Origin of the sequence: Enteroscipio rubneri (assembly GCF_002899715.1) — a bacterium.
Lineage (GTDB): Bacteria > Actinomycetota > Coriobacteriia > Coriobacteriales > Eggerthellaceae > Enteroscipio > Enteroscipio rubneri.
In genome coordinates this window covers 244,653-264,694 of record NZ_PPEK01000001.1, presented here as the reverse complement: position 1 = coordinate 264,694, position 20,042 = coordinate 244,653, and the positions used below count along the sequence as shown (strand labels likewise).

The window sequence follows — 20,042 nt, the reverse complement described above, 5'->3', positions numbered from 1 at the left end:
CGATCCCGTCCTGGCTCCTTCCCGTTCACCGTGGATGTCGCGTTCAATCGACGGTGCCGATTGTTTCTATTTGCCCAATCGATCAGCGGCTTTGCAGTGATACCGGAATTTACCTATTTGTTACTTTCAAGCCCCGCAATTCACAAAACATGCATGGCTTGCACATATCATCTGCAATGTCAAGCTTTATACTGGCTACAGCAAACGAAAGAATCCCCTCCTTTCAGTTTGTTTCTGCTTACCCCTTAAAGCAGAAGCGGTGTTACGACACCGCACATCCCCTCCTTGTGGCCCGGTGGAGCTCCCCTCTCCCCGGGCCGATCTCATTTTCGGCGACGAATTCGCTCCCAGCCGGCAACTCGCCCTCCGCAGCTCGAACCGCGCACCGGACGCATGCTAGAATCTGGCTTCAAACGCCGATTCCGATGACAGGAGGCTCTATGAACATCGTCGTCCTCGAAGGATACGTGAACAATCCCGGCGACCTGAGCTGGGACGCGCTGAAGCGCTACGGGAACGTCACCGTGTACGATCGCACGCCGCGCGAAAAGCTTGCCGCTCGCGTGGTCGATGCCGACGTCGCCGTGTCGAGCAAGATCGCCTGGGACGCCGAAGCGCTCGCATGGGCGCCCCACCTCAAGATGATTGCGCTCACGTCCACCGGTTTCAACGTGGTCGACCTTGACGCGGCGCGTGAGCGAGGCATCGTGGTGTCCAACGTGCCCGCCTACTCCACTCCCGATGTGGCGCAGATGACATTTGCGCTCTTGCTGGAGCTGTGCCTGCACGTAGGCAAGCATTCCAGCCTCGTCATGGACGGCGCCTGGACGCGTGCGAAAGACTTCTCGTTCTGGGACACGCCGCTTGTGGAGCTGGCGGGCAGGACGTTCGGCATCGTCGGAATGGGCAGTATTGGACAAGCCGTATGTCGCATCGCGCGCGCGTTCGGCATGCCAGTGGTGTTCGAGAACCGCTCGCCCAAGCCTCAGCTGGAAGGCGACGACGTGCGCCAAGTGGACCTCGGTGAATTGCTGGCCGTGGCGGATGTGGTGTCGCTGCACGTACCCGCCACGCCCGATACAAAAGGCATGATGAACGCCGCGACGCTCGCGCGCATGAAGGACGGCGCCTTCCTGCTCAATACCGCACGCGGCACCCTCGTGGACGAGCAGGCGGTCGTGGACGCGCTGCGCTCGGGCAAGCTGGCCGGCTTCGGCGCCGACGTGGTGTCGGCGGAACCCATGCGCCCCGACAACCCGCTTCTGCAGGCGAAGGGCATGAACATCGTGATCACGCCCCATATCGCCTGGGCCACCCACGAGGCACGGGAGCGCCTGCTGGCCACCGTCGCCGCAAACGTGGGAGCCTTCGTCGAAGGAAAGCCGCAGAACGTGGTCGACTGAACCGCCGAGCGGCGCCGCGCCCCGTGCGCCGCATCGGATACGGCGCTCCGCAGATGCGCCCTCGAACGGGCGAGCCCGTTTCGAGGGCGCATCTTCTCGCGCCGCGAATTGTCTCAAATCGTAGCCTTGCGTCGCGCGGCGCGGAGCTTCGCCGTCCGGCCGGCGAAGCCTCAGTCGGCAGGAATGCTCTTCTTGGAAACGAGCGCGAGCGATCCGAATACAGCCACGAGAATCGCGCCCGCGATGCCGATGACAAACACATTCGAGAAACCGGCAGCGTCGACGACGAAGCCCCATACGCTTGCCGCAAACGCCCCTGCGAACGAGCCTACCATCGAAATGCGCGAATAGATGGTAGAGTACTCGCGCGTGCCGAAGATGGTGCGAACCACAAGCGGAGCGAGCACGGTTGCGCTTGCGTAGAATACGCCGAACACGAATCCGCCGGCCAGCATCGCCGGCACCGACCCCGGGACGAGCCACATGATCGCGAGGCCGATCACACCGCAGCCCGTGGACACGAACAGCCCGGCAAACACGCCGGCTTTGTCGTTGATGATGCCCAGCGCCACTTTGCCGATAGCCTGACCGAGCATGGCAGCCGACGCGAGCGTAGCCGAAATGGCAACGACGTCCGGGAACTGCGTAAGCGACGCCGCATACGAAGGAAGATACTGATAGAAGTTGATAGCAAGATTAATCAGACCCGCAAAGATGGCCACAAGAAAGAACGCCGCCGTCTTCATGGCCACCGATGCCGTCACGCCGAAGAGCGCGGCAGGCGCTGCGGAGCCGTCAGCGGCCTCTTCTGCTCCAACCGGATCGAGTCCCATATCGCTCGGATAGCTGCGCACGCAAAACAACGTGAACGGCAATGCCAGAACCAGGGCGATGACGCCGAATACCAAGTAGCCCATGCGCCAGCCATCGGGACCGCTCGCTATGAGGGCGCCTCCCACCAAGTTGAACACCACGCCGCCGATGCCGGTGAACGCCATGCACAGCCCGATAAAAAAGCCCACATTCTTCCTGAACCATCGATTGACGAGCGTCGGCACGGCGAGAATAAGCAGCACGGCAAGCCCGACTCCCATGAACGCCCCGGCAATGTAGAACTGCCACACCTGGTTGAAGAACGACATGCAGATAAGCGGCACGCCGATAAGGATTACCGCGGCCGAAAGCACCACGCGCAAATCCTTGCTTTCCATGAGCTTTCCTAAAAACGGCAGAGAGAACGTCGTCGAAAGCAGCATGATGGTGAGGTACAGCGCGAACACGCCCCTCCCCACACCCAGCGCCTCGCTAACCGGCGTGAAGTATATGCCCGCGCAGCTGAGCGCCAGAGCGCACGGCGCGAAACAGCCGACGATGCCGGTCGCCACGACCAGGTAAGGAAAAAAGCTCTTCTTCCCCTGAGTACCCATTCCAACCTCCTCTATACGATTGATGCGATCCCCTCGGCGCGCTTGGACGAAGGCGCAGAAGCCTCGCAGGCATCATGACTGCTCCGATGGCGTTTCCTTCTGCGCTTTCTTCCAGATCCTGAGTGCTTTCGGAACGCGCTTGCCGAAGGCCATGATCGCCGATCTGCTCTCCTTGATGACCGGCCAACCCTCCGCCACATCCTCAGGAGCCACCACCACGTCCATACGCATACTGCCCAAAGCCTTGCAATCCATAATCAGCTTTCCGTCCTCGAACCTCATGCTGTACACTTCGACGACCGGGCTTCCATCCTCTGTACGTGCCGTGATCGAAGGCTTCTTCTTCGGTTTTCCAGCCATGATCCAGATCCTCCTCAGGCGAGGCTCGCGCCGGGGGCGCCACAGAGGCGCCCCCGGCGGTGCGAGCCTATTTCACAATGTCGCGGAAATCGATGCCGTAATCTTCGAGCACCTTCTGAACGCCCGCGCGCGCACCGGCCGCGATGCCGCCGCCGGGATGGCTCGAGCTGCCCAGGAAGTACAGGTTCTCGATATCGCCATGGTACTGGTGTCCCTTGCCCACGATGGGACGCATATCGTACATCTGGCTGGGCTGCATGCCGATCTGGCCGATGTCGCCATGGAGGAACGCGGGGTTCCATTCCGTGTACTCAAGCGGCGTCTTGCCCCACTTTGCGATGATGTCGTCGTCGGTAATGTTGGTGGTCATGCTCTTGAAGAAATCCCACACCTGCTTCTTCAGCTCGTCGCCCTTCGTCTCCCAGTTGCGCCAATCGCCGTCGAGGTTCCACGGCGCATAGCTGTACACGTTCACCACACTGTGGCCTTCGGGGCAACGCGTCGGATCGGTGAGCGACGGGATAGTGATGAGGGGCAGCCTCGGGCTGAAGCAGCCGAGCGTGTACTTGCTGAACGTCTCGAGGTACTCGGCCTCCCAGGGGGCGGCTTCGATGCAGAACGTCCCGTACACCTCGGGGCCCGTCTTGAACTCCGGCACCTTACTCAGCGCGAAGGCCTGGTTGAGGGCCATGAAGTCGTTGTGCTTGAGGATCTTCACGTAGTGGGCGTCCTCGGCCGGGGCATCGTCGCCCAGCATGTCGAAGACGGACTTGATATTGATTGTGCTGACGATTGCGTTCTCGGCAATGTACTCGTCGCCGTTCTTGGTGCGAACGCTCTTGACTTCGCCGCCCGCCACTTTGATCTCGTCGACCCACGCATTCTCGAACAAGTCGGCCCCGTTGTCTTCGCAGCAGGCCTTGAGCGCGTTCACGAAGTTGATGCATCCTCCCTTGGGGAACGGTGCTCCGGGGTTTGAGGGATCGTGCAGAGCGGACGTGAAGTACAGCAGCGTAGCCGTGCCGATGGCGCGAGGATCGATCATCATCTCGGTGCACCACCGGGTGAACGTGACGCGCGCCTGCTCGCTTTCAAACCATTCCTCCACGATCTGCTGCGCGGAAGAATTGAGCACACGCTGGAACTCCCGCCCTTCGGGGCTCATGCTCATAACATTCATCATGGCGCCGTACTTCGGCGGCGGCGCTTGAGATCCGACGCCTGCGACGGCGAGCATGTTGCCCATGTACTGGCTGAACTTGCGATACGTCTCGGCGTCCTTTTCCGAGAACTTCGCAATGTTCTGGCACGATTGATCGAGATCCTTCGTCATGATCAGGTTCGTGTCATCGGGGAAGATGGAGCAGAACAGCGAATCGAGATAACAGTATTCCAAACCGTATTTGGAGAACAGCCCCAGCTCGTCACCGCGGACGATGGGAGTCTTCGAGATCATATTGTGCACCATGCCGCCCGTATCGGCGATGTAACCCGGCGCGATTTCTTCAGAGCGCGTGCCGCCGCCAAACTCGGCGTTCGCCTCCAAGCAGCACACTTTGAAACCCGCCTTCGCCAGATACGCAGTGGTCAGCAGGCCGTTATGACCGCCTCCGAGCACGACGAAATCGTACGTTCCTCCAGCCATGTCTCCTCCTCTGATCTAGATTGGACCTTGTTCCTCGAGGTAGCTGAAGTGTATGAATTTGTGCGGATGCATAAGAATAACCACATCGCGGGAACTGGGTTCAAGCTGAAGAAATCCATGACCAGAACCGAGATTATGGGTGGTACCGCAGGTATCAAGACCCACAATCAGGAAACTGGGTTGATAAAAAACGAATTGTTTTTTGTGCACCATTTTATAATGGGCGTACTAACCAATCCCGAAATCCGAACTGAACTCGATGCCCTTCGCAAGGAGTGATAGCATGAGTGTCAAAGGTACCCGAAGGCAGGAATTCGCCGACACGTTCATGCACCTGGTCACGGAAACGCCGTGCAATCATCGTGTGAGCGTCGTCGACATCACGAACGCCATCGGATGCGAGCGTAAGACGTTCTACTATTATTTCGAGAACGTCGACAACCTTGTCATCTGGATATTCCGTTCTGCGTTCAAGAAGATAATCGAAACGCAATTCGCCGAATATCCGCAGGTGAAACCTCATCCTGAACTGCAAGATCCCTACGATGACTGGCCGTTTTACGTGCGGATAGAAACGGAGGACCGGTTTCTTGCGCAGGGCCCGTACTTCAAGGCGATCACGTATCACTGGGTGGACAATCGGGTGTACTACGCGAACATGTTCCGAACCGACGCGAATTCGTATAACAATCTGTTCGAGTACCTGGTGAACCTATATGTTCCCACCATAAAGGACGACATTCTTTTTATGCTGGGGAACAGGCCCACCCCCCCCCGGACGTCCTCAATTTCCTTGCGGAGTACCATGTGATGGGTATTTTCGGAAGGCTTCAGTGGCACTTCGGCCACACGCGAAAGGACATCATGCAAGAGGCGCTCAATCCATACTGGAATTACGCGCACACCTGCATCAAGCACACGATCGACGGCCTGGGATCAGAACGGGACGCCCTCTAAATTCGGTACGAGGGCGTCCCGCGGCATCGGGCTTATCGCCGCTCGGCAGCGCGACGGAACAGAACGTTGTTCGTTTCGAGCCAGCTTTCCACCGTGCCCGTGTCGAAGCCGTCGGACGGGTCGATGACCAGCGCGTACATCTCCTCCTCGCGCAGTACGGCGTCAAGCGCGTCGGTCAGCTGGATCTCGCCGCCCACGCCGGGCTCCACGTCGGCCAGGAGCTCCATCACGCGCGGCGAGAGCAGGTAGCGGCCGAACACGGCCAAGTTCGACGGCGCGTCCTCGAGCGCCGGCTTCTCCACGAGCGCGTCGACTTTCCATACGTCCGGCTCGCCCTCCACAGCTGCGCCCGCGATGACGCCGAAGCGGCTCACCTGGTCGTCGGGCACCGGCATGACCGCAATCACGCTGGCGCCGCCGTGCGCGTCGGACACCTCCTGCATGCGCGGCAGCATCTTGTTGTCGGGCACCAGCACGTCGCCCAACAGCACGTAGAACGGCTCGTCGCCCGTCTTCTCGGCCGCGCAGCGCACGGCGTGGCCCAACCCCAGCGCCTCGTCCTGGTACACGTAGCTCACGTTGTAGTTGCCCACCCGCTCCACGAGGTCGGCGTACGCGTCCTTGCCGCGGGCGCGCAGCAGCTCCACCAGCTCCGAATTCGGCGAGAAGTGCTCCTCGATGGCCTTCTTCTCGCGGCTGTTGATAATGACCACCTCGTCGGCAGCCGACGCGAGGCCCTCCTCCACCACGTACTGGATGGCCGGGCGGTCGACGACGAGCAGCATCTCTTTGGGCTGCGCTTTCGTGGCGGGCAGGAAGCGCGTGCCGAGACCGGCAGCGGGAATGAGAGCCTTCATGGGCGATAACCTTTCTCTAAGCTGAGCGGACAGACGACATCTGAGTCGTCGCAGCACATTGTTCCACACGAACCAAGCGCTCGTGCTCGCAGTCAATACACGCGAAACACCGCGCAAACAGTGCTCCGACTTCGTTCGATGCGCTATTGTAGCACGCGCAGACTGACGGTCGCCGTCCCGCTAATCCGCACGCCTCTCAGCAACAGCCTCTTCCAATACCGCCATCTGCGCCTCGGCTTTTTTGTACCCCACCATGATGATGAGCACGTACACGAGCAAAGCAACCCACATGAGCACGTATGCTCCGATGATGAAGGGCATTGACGGGACGATGGTGCTGTATATCTCGGTGAGAATCGGATTCATGGTTTGATCTCCTTCTATCTCGTAGGTCGAACGTATGCGTCAGCAGGTTTCCCGCAGCGCTCCGAGATGCCATGATGTGCGGCCGAGCATGCTTTGTAGGCGATGCCAAGCGCACAGGCGGCAAGGCGACGCGCTGTGGGAAACCGCAGCGTCGAACCGCCCCTCCGTTCAGCACACGAAACGCCGTACTGCAGAGAGCGGCGGGACGCTCAGTCTTCCAGCTGCTCCTTCAGCACCTCAACGCGCTCGGTCAGCCGGACCTGCCGGAAACGCAGGCGGTACAGCGCAAACCCAATCATCGCGATGCCCGCAAGGCAGAACATGAGCGTGATGCCCATATCTCCCGACATGCCGCCCTCGCGCACGACCACCGGGTGGATACTCGACGGGATGAGGCGCGTCACCATGAAGCAGATCGGCACGTCGATGAGTGCGATGATGCTGAGCACCGCGCCGAATGTCGCACGACGCTCCGGCTCGTCGATGGCGTTGCGCAGAATGAAGTACGCGATGATGATGAGCATGAGGATGAGGTACGTGGTCAAACGCGGATCCCACGTCCACCACACGCCCCACTCGAAACGCGTCCACAGATCGCCCGTGATCATCGTGCATGCCACGAAAAGAAGTGCGATCTCCATCGCGATCTTCGAGCACGTGTCGAAACGGCGGTTCCGAGTCATAAGGAACCGCACCGCGTAATAACCTGCGAATCCGAGCGCCACGAACGACGTGATGGCCACCGGCATATGGAAGTAGAATATCTTCTGCGACAGTAGCACCACGTTGGTGACCATCTGGCCCCCGATCATCTCGGCGCCGTTCACCCCAGCGCCATTGACGGGCGAGGCCCACAAGAACGCCAGCAGAAAGCCGATCGTCGACAGCACGATACCCACGACGAGCACCGCCGGCGCGATCCGGTCGGGCCACTGGCCCGCCTCCGGCAGCTTGGGCGTCTTTTTCGTTACCTCGGTCATACGGCTCCTCTCCTAAGCGCTTATCACAAAATCGTACAGTACCCACGAGGCGAGGATCATGATCACATCGTAGCCTCCCGCGAGCGCCAGCGACGTCAACAGCACGTCCGCGTATCCCTCCGCTCCGACGATTGCCGCGCTGGTGGCCGACACGCACGCGTACAGTAGCGGGAACACGAGAGGGATGAACAGCACCGCCAGCATCACGTCCTTGCCACGCGTGTTCACGGTGATGGTGGATAAAAGCGTGCCGATTCCTGCCACCCCGACGGTGCCCACGACAAGCGGCACTGCGAGCAGCCAGAAACTTTCCGAGGGCGTGGTCGTGGTTAAAAAGAAGAAGTAGAACAGCGGCACGGCGATCACTTCCACCGCCAGCAAAAACAGGAGGTTCGACGTCGATTTTGCCAGGAACACCACCGAGCGATCCATCGGCACGAGCAGAATGCCCTCGAGGCATCCCTGCTCCTTCTCGTGAGCGAACGAGCGATTGAGGCCTAGAAGCGATGTGAACACGATAAGCGCCCACAAAAGGCCGCCGCTCATCTGCAGGATATCGAGCGTGCTCGAGGTCTGCGCGAGTGCAGCCCCGTACACGACGAGCACGAGCAGCGCATAGATACCCATGGAGGTAAGCATCTCTTTCGTGCGGAACTCCTGCTCCAGGTCCTTGCGCAACAGCGTCTTGTACTGCTGAAACGTTGAGGGCCTCTTGATGGCCACCCCTCCTGCCGTTCGGATGGCAGCCTCCTTCCGCGCCGCCATACTAGGCCACCCCCATACCGACTGTCGCGCGGTAGAGCCCCGCGAAATCATCGAAGTCGAATGCTTCCTTCTTGTCGAACGCGACCACCTTGCCCTTCGCCAGCACGAGCGCGTGCGTGCACATGGCAAAGCCCTTCTGCAGGTCGTGGCTCACCATGACGAACGTGCGGCCATCGCGCTGCTGCTCGATGAGCTCGTCGAAGATCTCGACCGCATGCGGGTCGAGCCCCGAATACGGCTCGTCCAGGAACACCACGTCCGGGTCGTGGATGAGCGCGCGGGCGATGGAGAGACGCTGCGTCATGCCGCGCGAGAACGTGCGAACCGCGTCGAGGCGGCGGTGCTTGAGCTCCACCGCCTCCAAGAGCTCCATGACGCGCTCCTCTGGATCGACCACCCCGTACAGGCGCGCGTAGATCATGAGGTTCTGCTCCGCCGTGAGGTCCGGGTAGAGCATCGAATTGTGCGAAATGAGCCCGATGTGTTCGCGCGCCCTGTCAGGCTCCTCCTTCAGGTCGACGCCCATGAGCGCGGCCTCGCCCGACGTGGCGCGCGACAGCGTGGATAGCACGCGCAGCAGGGTTGTCTTTCCTGCGCCGTTTGGCCCAAAGATAGACAAGAATGCGCCCTGCGGAACCTCGATGGACACCTTGTCCACCGCCTTGCGGTTCCCGAACACCTTCGAAAGGTTCTTCGTCCTGATCGCGGCCTCCACGCTGCCCACGTTAGCCCTTCTTCTCCTCGTCGGCCGGGGCATCGACGATGCGCGCAGCCTCCGCGACCACGACCTTCTCCTCCACCATAACCTTCTCGCCGTCGCTCACCGCAACAGCCTCGTAGGCGGCGGCCACCACGACGCCATCCTGCCGGCCCGCGTTCGGCGCAGGCGCATCCCCATGCCCGGCGACGTTCTTGCCGCCGTCCTGGCTCTCGTCGCCTACACGCTTACGACGAGCGCCGCGACGGCCGAACGTGGCCACCACGATGCCCGCCATGAGCAGAGCAAAGCCGATCCATACGAGCGAGATGAGCGGATTCACCCGCACGTCCATCGAGAAGTCACCCGCGTCGTTGACACCCCGATACACCACGAACAGGTCTTCCAAGGGGAACGAGATCACGCTCGCCACGAGCTTCTGCTGCTGCGTCGACTGCACCAGCTGGACGGTGGGATTCACCGAACCCACGTATTCGCCGTCTTTGTAGACGTCGAAGAACACGGTGTAGTCGATGTCGTCGCCATTATCCTGCTGCTCGATCGAGTTGCCGGTATAGGAGAGCGTGTAATCCTTGATGACAAAGTCCTCGGACGCGGTGTCCGTCTCGCTATCGTAGCCCACGTACCCCGTGACCTCGGTCACGTACATCGACGAACCGATAAGGCCGACAAGGATGATGGCCATGCTGAAGTGCGCCAGAAAACCCCCGAACGTCGACGCGCGATTTATCAGCATGCCGAAGGCGGCGGACACGATGCCGCCCCCCTTGCTCGCACGGTACGCGCGGATGCCCCGGCCCAGCATGAACAGCGAATTGAAGAACAGCGCGCTGGCCACGAGAAAGCCCACGACTGCCAAGCCGTTGTAATACCATGCCGGACCCTGTTCCAAGAGGCCCTCGGCCTCCGTTCCACCGGCAGCCACGATGGCCTCGTAGCCGGGCAGCAGATACGTGAAGAAATATACCATGAGCACGACAAACAGCACGAGGGCGCAGGCGCCCGGAACGCGAGCGCGCTTCCAGAACTGTGCGCCATCGGTCTTGCCCCATGAAAGCAGCGGGCAAACCGCCAAGATGGCAAGGTAGAGCACACCGAGGGGCCGCGCGATGGCGTTGTACGTACCGGCCGACACGGTCTGGCCGCTGAACAGCACGAAAGGAATCTCGGGCAGCGCCGACGAGATGGTGAGGTACGCCAACAAGAAGGCGAACACCACCATGATGACGTTGTTGAAGTAGTACGCAGCGTCCTTCGACGCCATGCTGTCGACGTCGTCGCCCCCGGCGGTTCCCGGACCGAAGCTCTTCCAGCGCGCGATCAAACCGACGATGCCCGCCGCGATCGGCACGACGATGAGAACCCCGAACAGCGCCACCGACACCGGATCGCCCTCGAACGCATGCACCGACTGCACAAGCCCCGAACGCGAGATGAACGTGCCCACGATGACGAACGCGAAGGTCAGGCACGCGCACATCACGCTCCAACGCTTGAATGCGCCGCGCTGGCGGTACACGGTGAAGCTATGAATGAGCGCCACGCCCACGAGCCATGAGAGCAAACTCGCGTTCTCGACGGGATCCCAGCCCCAGTACCCCCCCCAGCCGAGCACAACATAGGCCCAGACCGCGCCCAGACCGATGCCGACGCCCAAGAAGAACCATGCGAACAGTGCGTAGCGCTGCGAGCGCACGACCCATTCCTTCGACGGATCGTTCACGATAAGCGCCGCGATGGCATAGGCGAACGGGATGGTGAGGCCGGCATAGCCCACGAACAGCGTAGGGGGATGGATGGCCATGGCCCAGTGTTCCAACAGCGTGTTCATGCCGTACATCGACGCCGCGGCCGTCAGCGTTCCGTCTGAGGTGAAGTAGCTGGCAGGCGTCACCGTGAACGGCATGTTGTTCTCCGAGAACAACATGACTCCCACGAAGGCGGCCAGAACAAGCTGAGCGACAAGCAGCGCCATGGAGTCCAGCTTGGCCGTGCGCTTGAGGTTGCGCACCGCAACCAGCGAGTTGAACGCGGCAATGAGCCACGCCCAGAACAGGAGTGACCCTTGGCGCCCAGCCCACAATCCCGACAGCTTGTACAGCCAAGCCATATCGCCTGAAGCATCGCTATGCTGGTTGAGCACGTACTCGATGGTCATATCGCCCGTCATGAAGCAGTACACCAAGACGCCGCAGCATACCGTGAGACCCGCGAACGACAGCAACGACGCCACGTGTCCACCCCAGGTGAGCGTGTCCCCGGTGTCGCTGCGCCCCGCACGTGACACGAGCGCGCCGGCCACGAGGCACACCACGGACACGACCACGCCCGCAAACGCGACGAGCAGTCCGATCAAACCGAATGTTGACATGCGCTATCCTTCCGAGGCGGCGCGCCGCCCATCGACATATCTATCGAGCCCCAAGCGGCCCTACCCCTCCAGCGCCACGTCCGTCGCAGAGAACCTTCCCTGTTCGTCCAGCGAGCCGGTCAGGACGAGCGCAGAGCCGTCGGCTATCTCCTCGGAGAGTGCGCCGTCGAACAGCACGGCCAACTCGCTACCGGGATTCTCGGCATCGACAAGCGCGAACCGGTCTCCTCCGCCGGCCGCCGTCAGCGTGCCGTCCTTCACGACGCCCGCCACCTTCACGGTTGTACCGACGATGTCGCCGCCGTACCCCAGCAGCTGATCGATCGTGAGTGCGCTCGTCGCGTTCTCGTATTTGGACGGGCACTTCGTGACGAGCTCGGTGCAGTTGAGCACGCCGTCTTGACCCAGTTTGCCCGTGCAGATGGCGGTCACATCGTTGCCGAACGTCGCCGAGACCCCGCCTTCGTAACGAACCTGAAGGTGCTGGGCGGCATCGCCGTTCGCGTCGTAGATATCGAAGGTTAGCGTGTTGTCCTCGGTCTTGTACGAGTTCTCAACCACGTTGCCGGATACCTGGATCTTCTGGTCGGCGTAGTTTCCGGTCGTCAGGTCGGAGATGGCCACCGGCTTTGCCGAACCGGAACCGCCAACAACGGCCAAGACAACGACGAGCACCATGATGATGACGCCCGTCACCACGACCATGCGACGCTTCGTCTTCGTGTTCACGTTCGCCTCCTCAATTGTTTCTCTCTCGCGATCATTCTCACGTACCTCAAAGTTCCGAAGAGCGCAATGGCCTCAAAATCAGATATTCACCACGCATATTCGTCTCGGTGCCATCTTGTCCAAGCGAATCATCCATTCCGCTCTTCGGACCTTTGATAAAGGAGCCCGTCCAAGCGCTCTACGCTTGAGGCGGGCTCCCTCGTGCTATTCAGTTCCGCGCTTGCAAGCAAGCACACTGGCTAGGCTGCTACGCTGCCAGTTTGTTGGCTTCCTGAACCGTCAGCCAGCCTTCGGGCACTTCGGATTCGCTGTGGCACTGCGTGCAGTACATCACGGAAGCGCGGTGCGCCTTGTGGCAGTTGCTGCACGTGATCTCGCCGTGCTGGGCGACGTGCGGGTTGTACTCACCCATGTCGCTCGTGGCTTCGATCAGGTCGTCGCGCGTCAGGTTGTGGCAGGCCTCGTTCAAACAGAATTCGTCCGAGTCTTCCAGCCCACGCGCCTCGACGAGCTCGTCGAGATCGCGCTCCTCAAGCGGGTTGATGTAGTTGCCGGTGACCCAGTTCATGCCTTCGGTCAACTGCTCGCCGATCGTGGGAACGTGACAGCCCATGCACGTGGTGCCGGCGCCGCCCTCTTCCTTGGAAACGCGGTGCACGGCGGCCATCATGCCGCTGGCGTTCTCAACCTCGTTGCCCCACTTGTCCGTGGCCGGCTGACCCGGCTCCGCCTCGTAGGTGGGCAGATACGGATCCATCGGCGTGTGGCAAATGGCGTTGCAGAAACTCGGCTGCTCATGCCAAACATAGAAGCCGGCACCGGCTGCAATCAAAACAACCACAACGACGCCCACGACGATCGGCCACTTTTTCTTCCCCTTCTTTTTGGGAGCAGCCTCACTGGTCGTAGGTTCATCGGAAGCAGTTGCCTCGGCGTCGGCTTCCACTTTGGTTTCCTCTTCGCTCATGCTCTCTAACCTCCTTTCAAACATCTCGTCTTGAAAATCTTCGGCTTTTATTTCGCGCCGGTACCGAATTCGGCCCCATGCGGAAACACAAGCACTGTACCACATGCATACTAGCGCTGGGGGAACAAAAAACCTATCACCCATTTGGGGGGAATTAGCCCGGTTTCGCCCCCTTTTTCGTGTGAACAGAGCCCAAAACGGCTCGCAGGAGGCGTGCGGCCGTTGCGCTGCTCAGTTTTTGGCATTCGTGCACGAACCTGAGCACCGTCAAGCACGTCGTTTACACGTTCGCCGTAACCGCTCAGTGTTCGGGAGCGCTTGTCCTTCTGCTCGCAGGATACGCAACTGCATTCGCCGCAAACGCTCCAGAATCTCCTATGTTGCGAACGCGATGCCCTCCCGGCTCATCTGCAAACGATCACAATTGATTCAACAACAAAAAGATAGTATGTCCTTCGTTTTGATTACCGAAAACGTGACAGACGCTTTTCCGCTCCAACAAAGTCCCTCGACACAATAATTAGAGTCATACCCTCGTAGCTATCTTTCCAGATTACATCCCGAAGGTTGGCCTCGGTTTCTTCTTAGGATTATGGGGCATTGGAATCTTCGGGCGATATTTTGCTTCATTTTCGCTAAACCAAGACCCGATTACCTTCTCTCCAAAGTGTCCAAACGGGGGATTTCCCACATCGTGCAGTAAACAAGCGGCCATCAACGAGTAGCGTAACGAGGTGACGGCCTGCTCGGCATAAATGCAGGAACCAATGCTCTTTCCAACACCCGCTTCGCGGTCACGACGAGCTTTTCCTGCGTTATTTGGGTTCGAGACATTGCGAGACAGGATTTCTTTAAGAATGCTGCTTGCAGTCGTTGCAACCTCGAATGAATGAGATAATCGGGTGCAAACGTGGTGCTCTTGGTCAAGAGGGAAAACTTGGGTTTTGTCCTTCAGGCTTCAATGCTTGATACGACGCGTCTGTAGTCTTCAAGTGATCCGTTCCCAGTCTTATTTGATGATTCGTAGGCCTCTGGAACAAGCTGCTTATTCTCTTCTCCGTTCGGTTCGGGCATTGCTCTTATTGGCAGAATATGCCACCAAGAGGAACAGAATTTTTCCATCATACTCAGCCTCTTCACTGTAGGAATTAAAAATTACATTACCTTGCGACTTAGTATATTTCAAAGATCGCAGCATTCGCTCCTCTTCTTCCCATATGGAGACATAAACGATCTCTTAAGGACTGGCCTGTACTGCTATTCCTGGGAAGCAAGGCAGCATGCATAAAGTTCTATAAAGCCAACCTCTCAGGCGATCAGGAAGTTGTCATTCTGTCGGATATGAAATATCGAGCAGGAGATTGGTGAGGCTAGCCCAAAGGATACCCCGTGTAGAAACACAGAGAGGCTCTAGAAAAGGCGGCGGGCTTCACCCGCTGCAGGATGACCCTAGGTTCATCAACTCGTTTGCACCAGTATGTAAAACAGCTTGCACTAGCAGGCCCTTCATATGCAAATCGGACCGAAAGCGATAGCTTTCGGTCCGATTTAGTTTCCGTGGTGGAGATGATGGGATTCGAACCCACGACCCCCACGTTGCGAACGTGATGCTCTCCCAAAAGGTTCGTATACCATCACAATTACTTTAGTAACTAAATGGTGGTGTGTCCTTTGCTTTCGAATCCGCGCGCTTTCGCGGACAAGAAGAAACTCCGCCGCACTTGATAGTGGCATGACTATTGGGCATACTTCTTTTATCGGCATTCGAATGAGGCGATCTTGGAAAGCGATAGCGCCGAAATCAGCGGTGGAGCGAAGATGGCGAGCGGCACTGTTTTTGCTTCTTCTGGTTCTATTGATGTTAGAGCCTTATCCACGTCGCGAGAAACCAGCAGGTCATGCTCGATGGCTGACTTTTCTCTACGACGTAGAAACCAAGTTTTCAACCAGACGGTAAAGCGCAATGAAAGCTGTTTCCCCGATAGGTTCAGTTTTTAGCTTTCCTCTGAAGAGCACGAGCGTTTGAGTTCGATGGCTTTCTTTGTCCGACTAACCATTTCTAATTGCATCCAGTCGCTTTCTGTCAAGTAGCATCATCTGAATCAGTCTCCTAACAGCATCATCCAGTAAACAGCAAGCAAATTGGATGATCCAGTTTTTTCGACTATATTCCGTATAGTCAAACCAAAATCTTCCATCCATAAGCGTCGAAGCAAATTTTTCAATTATTTTTTCAAAAGCGAGAAAATCTCCATGAGCTATCTTGTTTCTTATCTTGCGAAGCAGGATTGCGCACTCTTCCCTTTCCTTTTTGGAATAGCTATCGCTAATAAATCTAGGTAACTTTGAGTCAAGTTCACTTTCCTTATTTTTCTCTAGAAATAATTGGCATAGAGAAAATGCTTTCAGTAAATGATACTCATTGTATTCATTATCTTGATGGATTGATTTCATAAGATAGTCAAGCAATAGATAGTCATTTGTATTGTGCAAGAAATCATCGAATAACTCACCCCATTTTTTTAAGCTTGCAATACACAGAGTTGTTTCGTAGCTACTCCAAAACATGCGGTGGGGGTACACTTCATCATGGTTTGATGAGTAAATCCATTGTGGTGTTGGCGCTGGAATAAACTCGTTTCTCTCTCTAGCCACGAAGTTGATAAAGTCAACAACTTTCTCGGCATAATCCCCTTCGCAAAACCTGCCATCAAAACAGTTCGTTGTCCAGTCAAACATCGGCATATCCGTGTCACTATAATCGAAGTATATGCAAATCATGCGATCTACGATACTTTGAATACATGTATTCTCGTCAATTTCCCCTGCCAAGTCTTGTTGAGGAAAATACTGTTCATATATACGGCGCAGTCTGTTTTGCTGCTCTACGCCGAGTTTTCGCGCGACTATTTCTGAATGCCGCAGACTTGCTTGCAATTCCGAACAAAGACCTTCATTCCAATTATTATGTTCATCGTTAGGAAGATTCGAAATATATAGTTTTAGTTTTTCCGAGATGCAGACTGGAGAAATATCTCCTTGTATATTCAGTACAATCATTGTCACGCCACCAGTTTTTTATCTATTAGAGGAAGCTTAATTCTAGCAGCCACAGCATGATTATAGGCCTATACCGGGTCGAGAATTACCTATACTTCCCAAGCGATTATCTTACTTATAGAATTCTTAAAATTCGACTCATTTGATTATTCAATTAAAAAATGGTCGATGACCTGTGATGATAATCGAAATTGGACACACTTTTCGGTGGACATGAGGGGATTCAAGCCCTCGACTCCCACGTTGCGGACGTGATGCTGTCCCAAAGGTACGTACACCATCACAATTATTTTAGTAACTAAAGTGCCGATGTGTCCTTCGCTTGTTATGCGAGACAAAACTTTCTTCGGCCGCCTGCAAACAAACATCTTTGAACTCAAAAACAGTGCGAATGAATCATGAATGAATCATAATAGTCAGATCAACATGATCCTTGCGAATCACAGTTCTATTGTTTCCAAAAAGATGCGCAAGACCGTCTACAAGGAGGCTTCCATGCCATTTATATCTATCCAGTCAGAATCATTTGCATATACAACCCCGCAAGAGATGTATCAAGACAATAAAATGAAGAGGATAAAAGGCCTTCTCGACTATCAATCGCGCATGATCGAACAGTACATGGGCGCAGAAGCATCTCGTTCAATTGCATTTGAATTGCCAACCGGAAGCGGAAAAACGCTAATCGGTATGCTCATTGGAGAATTTCGCAGGAGAAAAAACCAAGAGAGAGTTCTTTATCTTACTCCAACAAATCAATTGGCAAAACAAGTAGTCGATCAGGCAAATAATCAATATGGGTTGAACGCTACTGCATTTTGCGGGCCTCAGTGGAATTACAGCAGTCAAGATAAGAGCAAATTCCTTGCGTCGGAATCAGTGGGTGTTACCACATATAGCTCCTTTTTCGCTTCATACAGCTTTTTCGATGATGTAGACATTTTGATAATGGACGACGTTCATTCCAGCGAAGAGCCCATTCTTTCAAATTGGTCGATAGATATCCGCGAAGGAGAAATCGCATTTGATGTAATGCGAAGCATTTTGCAAGAATACCTAGATGAAACGAGCCTACATTATTTAACATCGAATTCTGGAGGGCACGCTGAAATAAGATGGTGCGATCTCCTTCCTGTGGCACTTGCATATGATATTTTGCCAATAATTCAAAAAGAACTGGATACGTGTTTGAGCAAAAACGACACTAGTTCTAGTAATTACTATTCTTTTCAAAGACTTAAAGCAAATCTTCACGCCTGCAATATATATCTGAGTAATCGAAGGATTGAAATAAGGCCGTGGATAGCGCCGACCGAAACATTCAAACCTTTCAGAAAAACCAAACAGCGTATCATGATGTCGGCCACCCTTGGCGCAAATGGAGAACTTGAAAGAATTACTGGTATCAAGAACATCAAACGACTTCCCGTTGTCGGCGACTGGGACAAAAAGGGATTGGGAAGAAGATTTGTATTACTCCCTGATCTCGCGCTTAGCAGCAAAGATCACGACAATATCCTGCTTGACCTGCATTCCGTATCAAAACGTAGCGTCGTATTAACTCCAACTGACAAAGAGGCTGGACGGGTAGCTGATCTCTTCCGCTCGAATATGCCTAATACTTCCATCTTTACCGCAAGCGATATAGTTGATTCAAAAAACTCTTTTACCTCAAACAGCGATGCCGTAATCACTCTCGCTAATCGCTTCGACGGTATAGACTTCCCTGACGATGAATGCAGGATGCTGTTTATCGTCGATTTTCCAAAAGTCGTCAATTTGCAAGAAAACTTCTTAGTTTCATGCATGAATGCCTCAATTCTCTACGAAGAACGAATTCGCACCCGCATTATCCAAGCTTTAGGAAGATGTACGAGAAATGGAAGCGATTTTTCAGCTGTATGTATCATGGGAACTTCAATTCTTAAGGACTTAACAAGCGAGGCACGAAGAGCGTCACTCAATCCAGAACTTCGTGCGGAACTTGAATACGGCGTTAGGAATTCTAAAGAATATTCGTCTATTGCCGAGATGTCATCTGACTTAGCTGCGTTCCTCAATAGAGACAAATCGTGGGAAATAGCAGAAGACGGAATTGTGACCTTAAGAGACTCCTGCAAAGAAAAAGAAGATGCAGCCACCAACCAAATAAAAGATATTATGCTTCACGCAGCGACAAATGAAGTGGATTACTTATACGCATTATGGAAAGGCGATTTTGAATCAGCTTTCAATATTGCCTCGAAGATTGCGGATGCACTTAACGCCCCTTCTCTTGCAGGATATCGATGCTACTGGAACGTCTGTGCGGGCAACATGGCTTCCATACTGGCGAAGCAAGGGGTCGACGGATACCAAAGTTCAGGTATCGATCGATACAAAAAGGCAGCTCAAAACAATAGCAATCTCCGTTGGCTTCCGCTTTTGCCACATCGAGTATTTGGCGATCAAAGTGCTGATATATCGGAAGATTTTTTCTGTGACACTATTGAAGCCATAGAAGAAATCATGACAAGCTGTTCTTCAATCACTAAATACGCTCAACTAATAGAGGGAATAAAACTGAAGCTAGCCTCTATTGATGGAAAAGATTTTGAAGCCGGGCACGAGAAGCTTGGCACTGTTCTAGGCTTCACATCAAAAAACTCTAGCGAAAATGGCGCTCCAGACCCGTATTGGATCATCAATCCCAAGCTATGCCTTGTTGCCGAAGATAAAATCTACTCAGAGAACACCGGTGGGAATGTTGAAAAATCAATTCCTCTTGATGATGTTCGACAAGCCATTCCTCATGCCGACTGGATTCGCAAAAACGAAAATGAATTGCTTCCGGAGGCAGAAATAGTAACTGTTTTTATTTCTAACTCGAAGCTTCTAGAAGCAAGTGCGAGCCATGCAACAGGTGGACTTTTCTACCTTAATAGAGAAAGTTTTAAAAAATGGGCCATTAAGGCACTCGATTGCCTCGTCGACGCTTATCCTAATTTCATCGAAAAGGGTGATGCGATATGGAGGCAAAACTTGCATCAAGCTATGACTACTGAAGGGGTTCTTCCAATAGATTATGTCAACATGATTCGCTCTAGCCCCTTATCTGCCCTAGTTAAAACCAACTAAAGTCCAGTATTAGACGAAAACGAGCCCTCATCTCATGATGAGGGCTCGTATAAATTTCCGTGGTGGAGATGATGGGATTCGAACCCACGACCCCCACGTTGCGAACGTGATGCTCTCCCAGCTGAGCTACATCCCCACGGGTTATATGCGCCTTCGCGCGAGGACTTATTTTGCCGGTATTGGTTCCGATTGTCAAATGATGGTTCAAAATGTCCATAGAATGATCGTCGAGCTATGGTTGCGACTAATCTCGATCAACCAGCAATAGCTTCACGCTTCGACTTTTAAGCGGAATCAGCTAAGACGCGCGGCCGTCTTTG

General features: G+C 55.4%; 16 protein-coding genes and 1 tRNA gene. 4 read left to right on the top strand and 13 right to left on the bottom strand.

Going from position 1 to position 20,042, the window contains the following annotated elements; translation table 11 throughout:
* Positions 1–440 precede the first annotated feature (440 nt).
* A complete protein-coding gene (locus C2L71_RS01090) occupies positions 441–1,403 on the top strand; it encodes a D-2-hydroxyacid dehydrogenase (RefSeq protein ID WP_103263938.1) in 963 nt (320 codons plus the stop codon).
* A gap of 170 nt (positions 1,404–1,573) precedes the next feature.
* Here C2L71_RS01090 and C2L71_RS01085 read toward each other — a convergent pair whose 3' ends face one another.
* The 3 genes from C2L71_RS01085 to C2L71_RS01075 all read right to left on the bottom strand — a co-directional run bounded on the left by C2L71_RS01085 (position 1,574) and on the right by C2L71_RS01075 (position 4,835).
* Positions 1,574–2,830: an MFS transporter gene (locus tag C2L71_RS01085; RefSeq protein ID WP_103263937.1), complete on the bottom strand. Its 1,257-nt coding sequence runs from the start codon at positions 2,828–2,830 to the stop codon at positions 1,574–1,576.
* Positions 2,831–2,902: 72 nt separating this feature from the next.
* Complete coding sequence (locus C2L71_RS01080) at positions 2,903–3,190, bottom strand: hypothetical protein (RefSeq protein WP_103263936.1); 288 nt, start codon at positions 3,188–3,190, stop codon at positions 2,903–2,905.
* Between the two features lie 67 nt (positions 3,191–3,257).
* Positions 3,258–4,835, bottom strand: coding sequence for a phytoene desaturase family protein (locus C2L71_RS01075; RefSeq protein WP_103263935.1), 1,578 nt, complete (start codon positions 4,833–4,835; stop codon positions 3,258–3,260).
* 283 nt (positions 4,836–5,118) lie between these two features.
* On the opposite strand from C2L71_RS01075, the gene C2L71_RS01065 reads away from it, so the two are divergent.
* Positions 5,119–5,646, top strand: a complete 528-nt coding sequence (locus tag C2L71_RS01065) for a hypothetical protein (RefSeq protein WP_103263933.1) — start codon at positions 5,119–5,121, stop codon at positions 5,644–5,646.
* Positions 5,646–5,792: a hypothetical protein gene (locus tag C2L71_RS11980; protein WP_157938910.1), complete on the top strand. Its 147-nt coding sequence runs from the start codon at positions 5,646–5,648 to the stop codon at positions 5,790–5,792. Before C2L71_RS01065 ends, C2L71_RS11980 begins: the two co-directional genes overlap by 1 nt.
* 32 nt (positions 5,793–5,824) lie before the next feature.
* Here the strand turns inward: C2L71_RS11980 and C2L71_RS01060 are convergent, their stop codons facing one another.
* The 9 genes from C2L71_RS01060 to C2L71_RS01015 all read right to left on the bottom strand — a co-directional run bounded on the left by C2L71_RS01060 (position 5,825) and on the right by C2L71_RS01015 (position 16,611).
* Positions 5,825–6,649: a UTP--glucose-1-phosphate uridylyltransferase gene (locus C2L71_RS01060; RefSeq protein WP_103263932.1), complete on the bottom strand. Its 825-nt coding sequence runs from the start codon at positions 6,647–6,649 to the stop codon at positions 5,825–5,827.
* 180 nt (positions 6,650–6,829) lie between these two features.
* Positions 6,830–7,015 (bottom strand): hypothetical protein, encoded by a 186-nt coding sequence (locus C2L71_RS01055; protein WP_103263931.1) that lies wholly within the window; start codon positions 7,013–7,015, stop codon positions 6,830–6,832.
* Between the two features lie 209 nt (positions 7,016–7,224).
* Entirely contained in the window at positions 7,225–7,995 is a 771-nt protein-coding gene (locus C2L71_RS01050; protein ID WP_103263930.1) for a cytochrome c biogenesis protein, read from the bottom strand.
* 12 nt (positions 7,996–8,007) lie between these two features.
* Complete coding sequence (locus C2L71_RS01045) at positions 8,008–8,760, bottom strand: heme exporter protein CcmB (protein WP_103263929.1); 753 nt, start codon at positions 8,758–8,760, stop codon at positions 8,008–8,010.
* Between the two features lies 1 nt (position 8,761).
* Complete coding sequence (locus C2L71_RS01040) at positions 8,762–9,517, bottom strand: ABC transporter ATP-binding protein (RefSeq protein WP_103263928.1); 756 nt, start codon at positions 9,515–9,517, stop codon at positions 8,762–8,764.
* On the bottom strand, positions 9,486–11,849 hold the full coding sequence (locus C2L71_RS01035) for a heme lyase CcmF/NrfE family subunit (RefSeq protein WP_103263927.1): 2,364 nt from the start codon (positions 11,847–11,849) through the stop codon (positions 9,486–9,488). Before C2L71_RS01035 ends, C2L71_RS01040 begins: the two co-directional genes overlap by 32 nt.
* Positions 11,850–11,909: 60 nt before the next feature.
* Positions 11,910–12,578 carry a cytochrome c maturation protein CcmE domain-containing protein gene (locus C2L71_RS01030; RefSeq protein ID WP_103263926.1) on the bottom strand — a complete coding sequence of 223 codons (669 nt, stop codon included), beginning with the start codon at positions 12,576–12,578 and terminating at the stop codon, positions 11,910–11,912.
* 247 nt (positions 12,579–12,825) lie between these two features.
* Entirely contained in the window at positions 12,826–13,545 is a 720-nt protein-coding gene (gene cgr1, locus C2L71_RS01025) for a cytochrome c-type protein Cgr1 (RefSeq protein ID WP_103263925.1), read from the bottom strand.
* A gap of 2,049 nt (positions 13,546–15,594) precedes the next feature.
* Positions 15,595–16,611, bottom strand: a complete 1,017-nt coding sequence (locus C2L71_RS01015) for a hypothetical protein (RefSeq protein ID WP_147585036.1) — start codon at positions 16,609–16,611, stop codon at positions 15,595–15,597.
* Between the two features lie 489 nt (positions 16,612–17,100).
* Here C2L71_RS01015 and C2L71_RS01010 point away from each other — a divergent pair, with 489 nt between their 5' ends.
* Complete coding sequence (locus C2L71_RS01010) at positions 17,101–19,722, top strand: DEAD/DEAH box helicase (protein ID WP_170042400.1); 2,622 nt, start codon at positions 17,101–17,103, stop codon at positions 19,720–19,722.
* Positions 19,723–19,782: 60 nt separating this feature from the next.
* Here C2L71_RS01010 and C2L71_RS01005 read toward each other — a convergent pair.
* Positions 19,783–19,858, bottom strand: a tRNA-Ala gene (locus C2L71_RS01005).
* Positions 19,859–20,042: the final 184 nt, after the last annotated feature.

What these genes read in the sequence shown, in the direction of transcription:
- C2L71_RS01010 (WP_170042400.1), top strand. Translation starts at nt 17,101, where the DNA reads ATGCCATTTATATCTATCCAGTCAGAATCATTTGCATATACAACCCCG.
- C2L71_RS11980 (WP_157938910.1), top strand. Translation starts at nt 5,646, where the DNA reads ATGGGTATTTTCGGAAGGCTTCAGTGGCACTTCGGCCACACGCGAAAG.
- C2L71_RS01065 (WP_103263933.1), top strand. Translation starts at nt 5,119, where the DNA reads ATGAGTGTCAAAGGTACCCGAAGGCAGGAATTCGCCGACACGTTCATG.
- C2L71_RS01090 (WP_103263938.1), top strand. Translation starts at nt 441, where the DNA reads ATGAACATCGTCGTCCTCGAAGGATACGTGAACAATCCCGGCGACCTG.
- C2L71_RS01085 (WP_103263937.1), bottom strand. Translation starts at nt 2,830, where the DNA reads ATGGGTACTCAGGGGAAGAAGAGCTTTTTTCCTTACCTGGTCGTGGCG.
- C2L71_RS01050 (WP_103263930.1), bottom strand. Translation starts at nt 7,995, where the DNA reads ATGACCGAGGTAACGAAAAAGACGCCCAAGCTGCCGGAGGCGGGCCAG.
- C2L71_RS01060 (WP_103263932.1), bottom strand. Translation starts at nt 6,649, where the DNA reads ATGAAGGCTCTCATTCCCGCTGCCGGTCTCGGCACGCGCTTCCTGCCC.
- C2L71_RS01080 (WP_103263936.1), bottom strand. Translation starts at nt 3,190, where the DNA reads ATGGCTGGAAAACCGAAGAAGAAGCCTTCGATCACGGCACGTACAGAG.
- C2L71_RS01055 (WP_103263931.1), bottom strand. Translation starts at nt 7,015, where the DNA reads ATGAATCCGATTCTCACCGAGATATACAGCACCATCGTCCCGTCAATG.
- C2L71_RS01075 (WP_103263935.1), bottom strand. Translation starts at nt 4,835, where the DNA reads ATGGCTGGAGGAACGTACGATTTCGTCGTGCTCGGAGGCGGTCATAAC.
- C2L71_RS01045 (WP_103263929.1), bottom strand. Translation starts at nt 8,760, where the DNA reads ATGGCGGCGCGGAAGGAGGCTGCCATCCGAACGGCAGGAGGGGTGGCC.
- C2L71_RS01035 (WP_103263927.1), bottom strand. Translation starts at nt 11,849, where the DNA reads ATGTCAACATTCGGTTTGATCGGACTGCTCGTCGCGTTTGCGGGCGTG.
- C2L71_RS01040 (WP_103263928.1), bottom strand. Translation starts at nt 9,517, where the DNA reads ATGCCCCGGCCGACGAGGAGAAGAAGGGCTAACGTGGGCAGCGTGGAG.
- cgr1 (WP_103263925.1), bottom strand. Translation starts at nt 13,545, where the DNA reads ATGAGCGAAGAGGAAACCAAAGTGGAAGCCGACGCCGAGGCAACTGCT.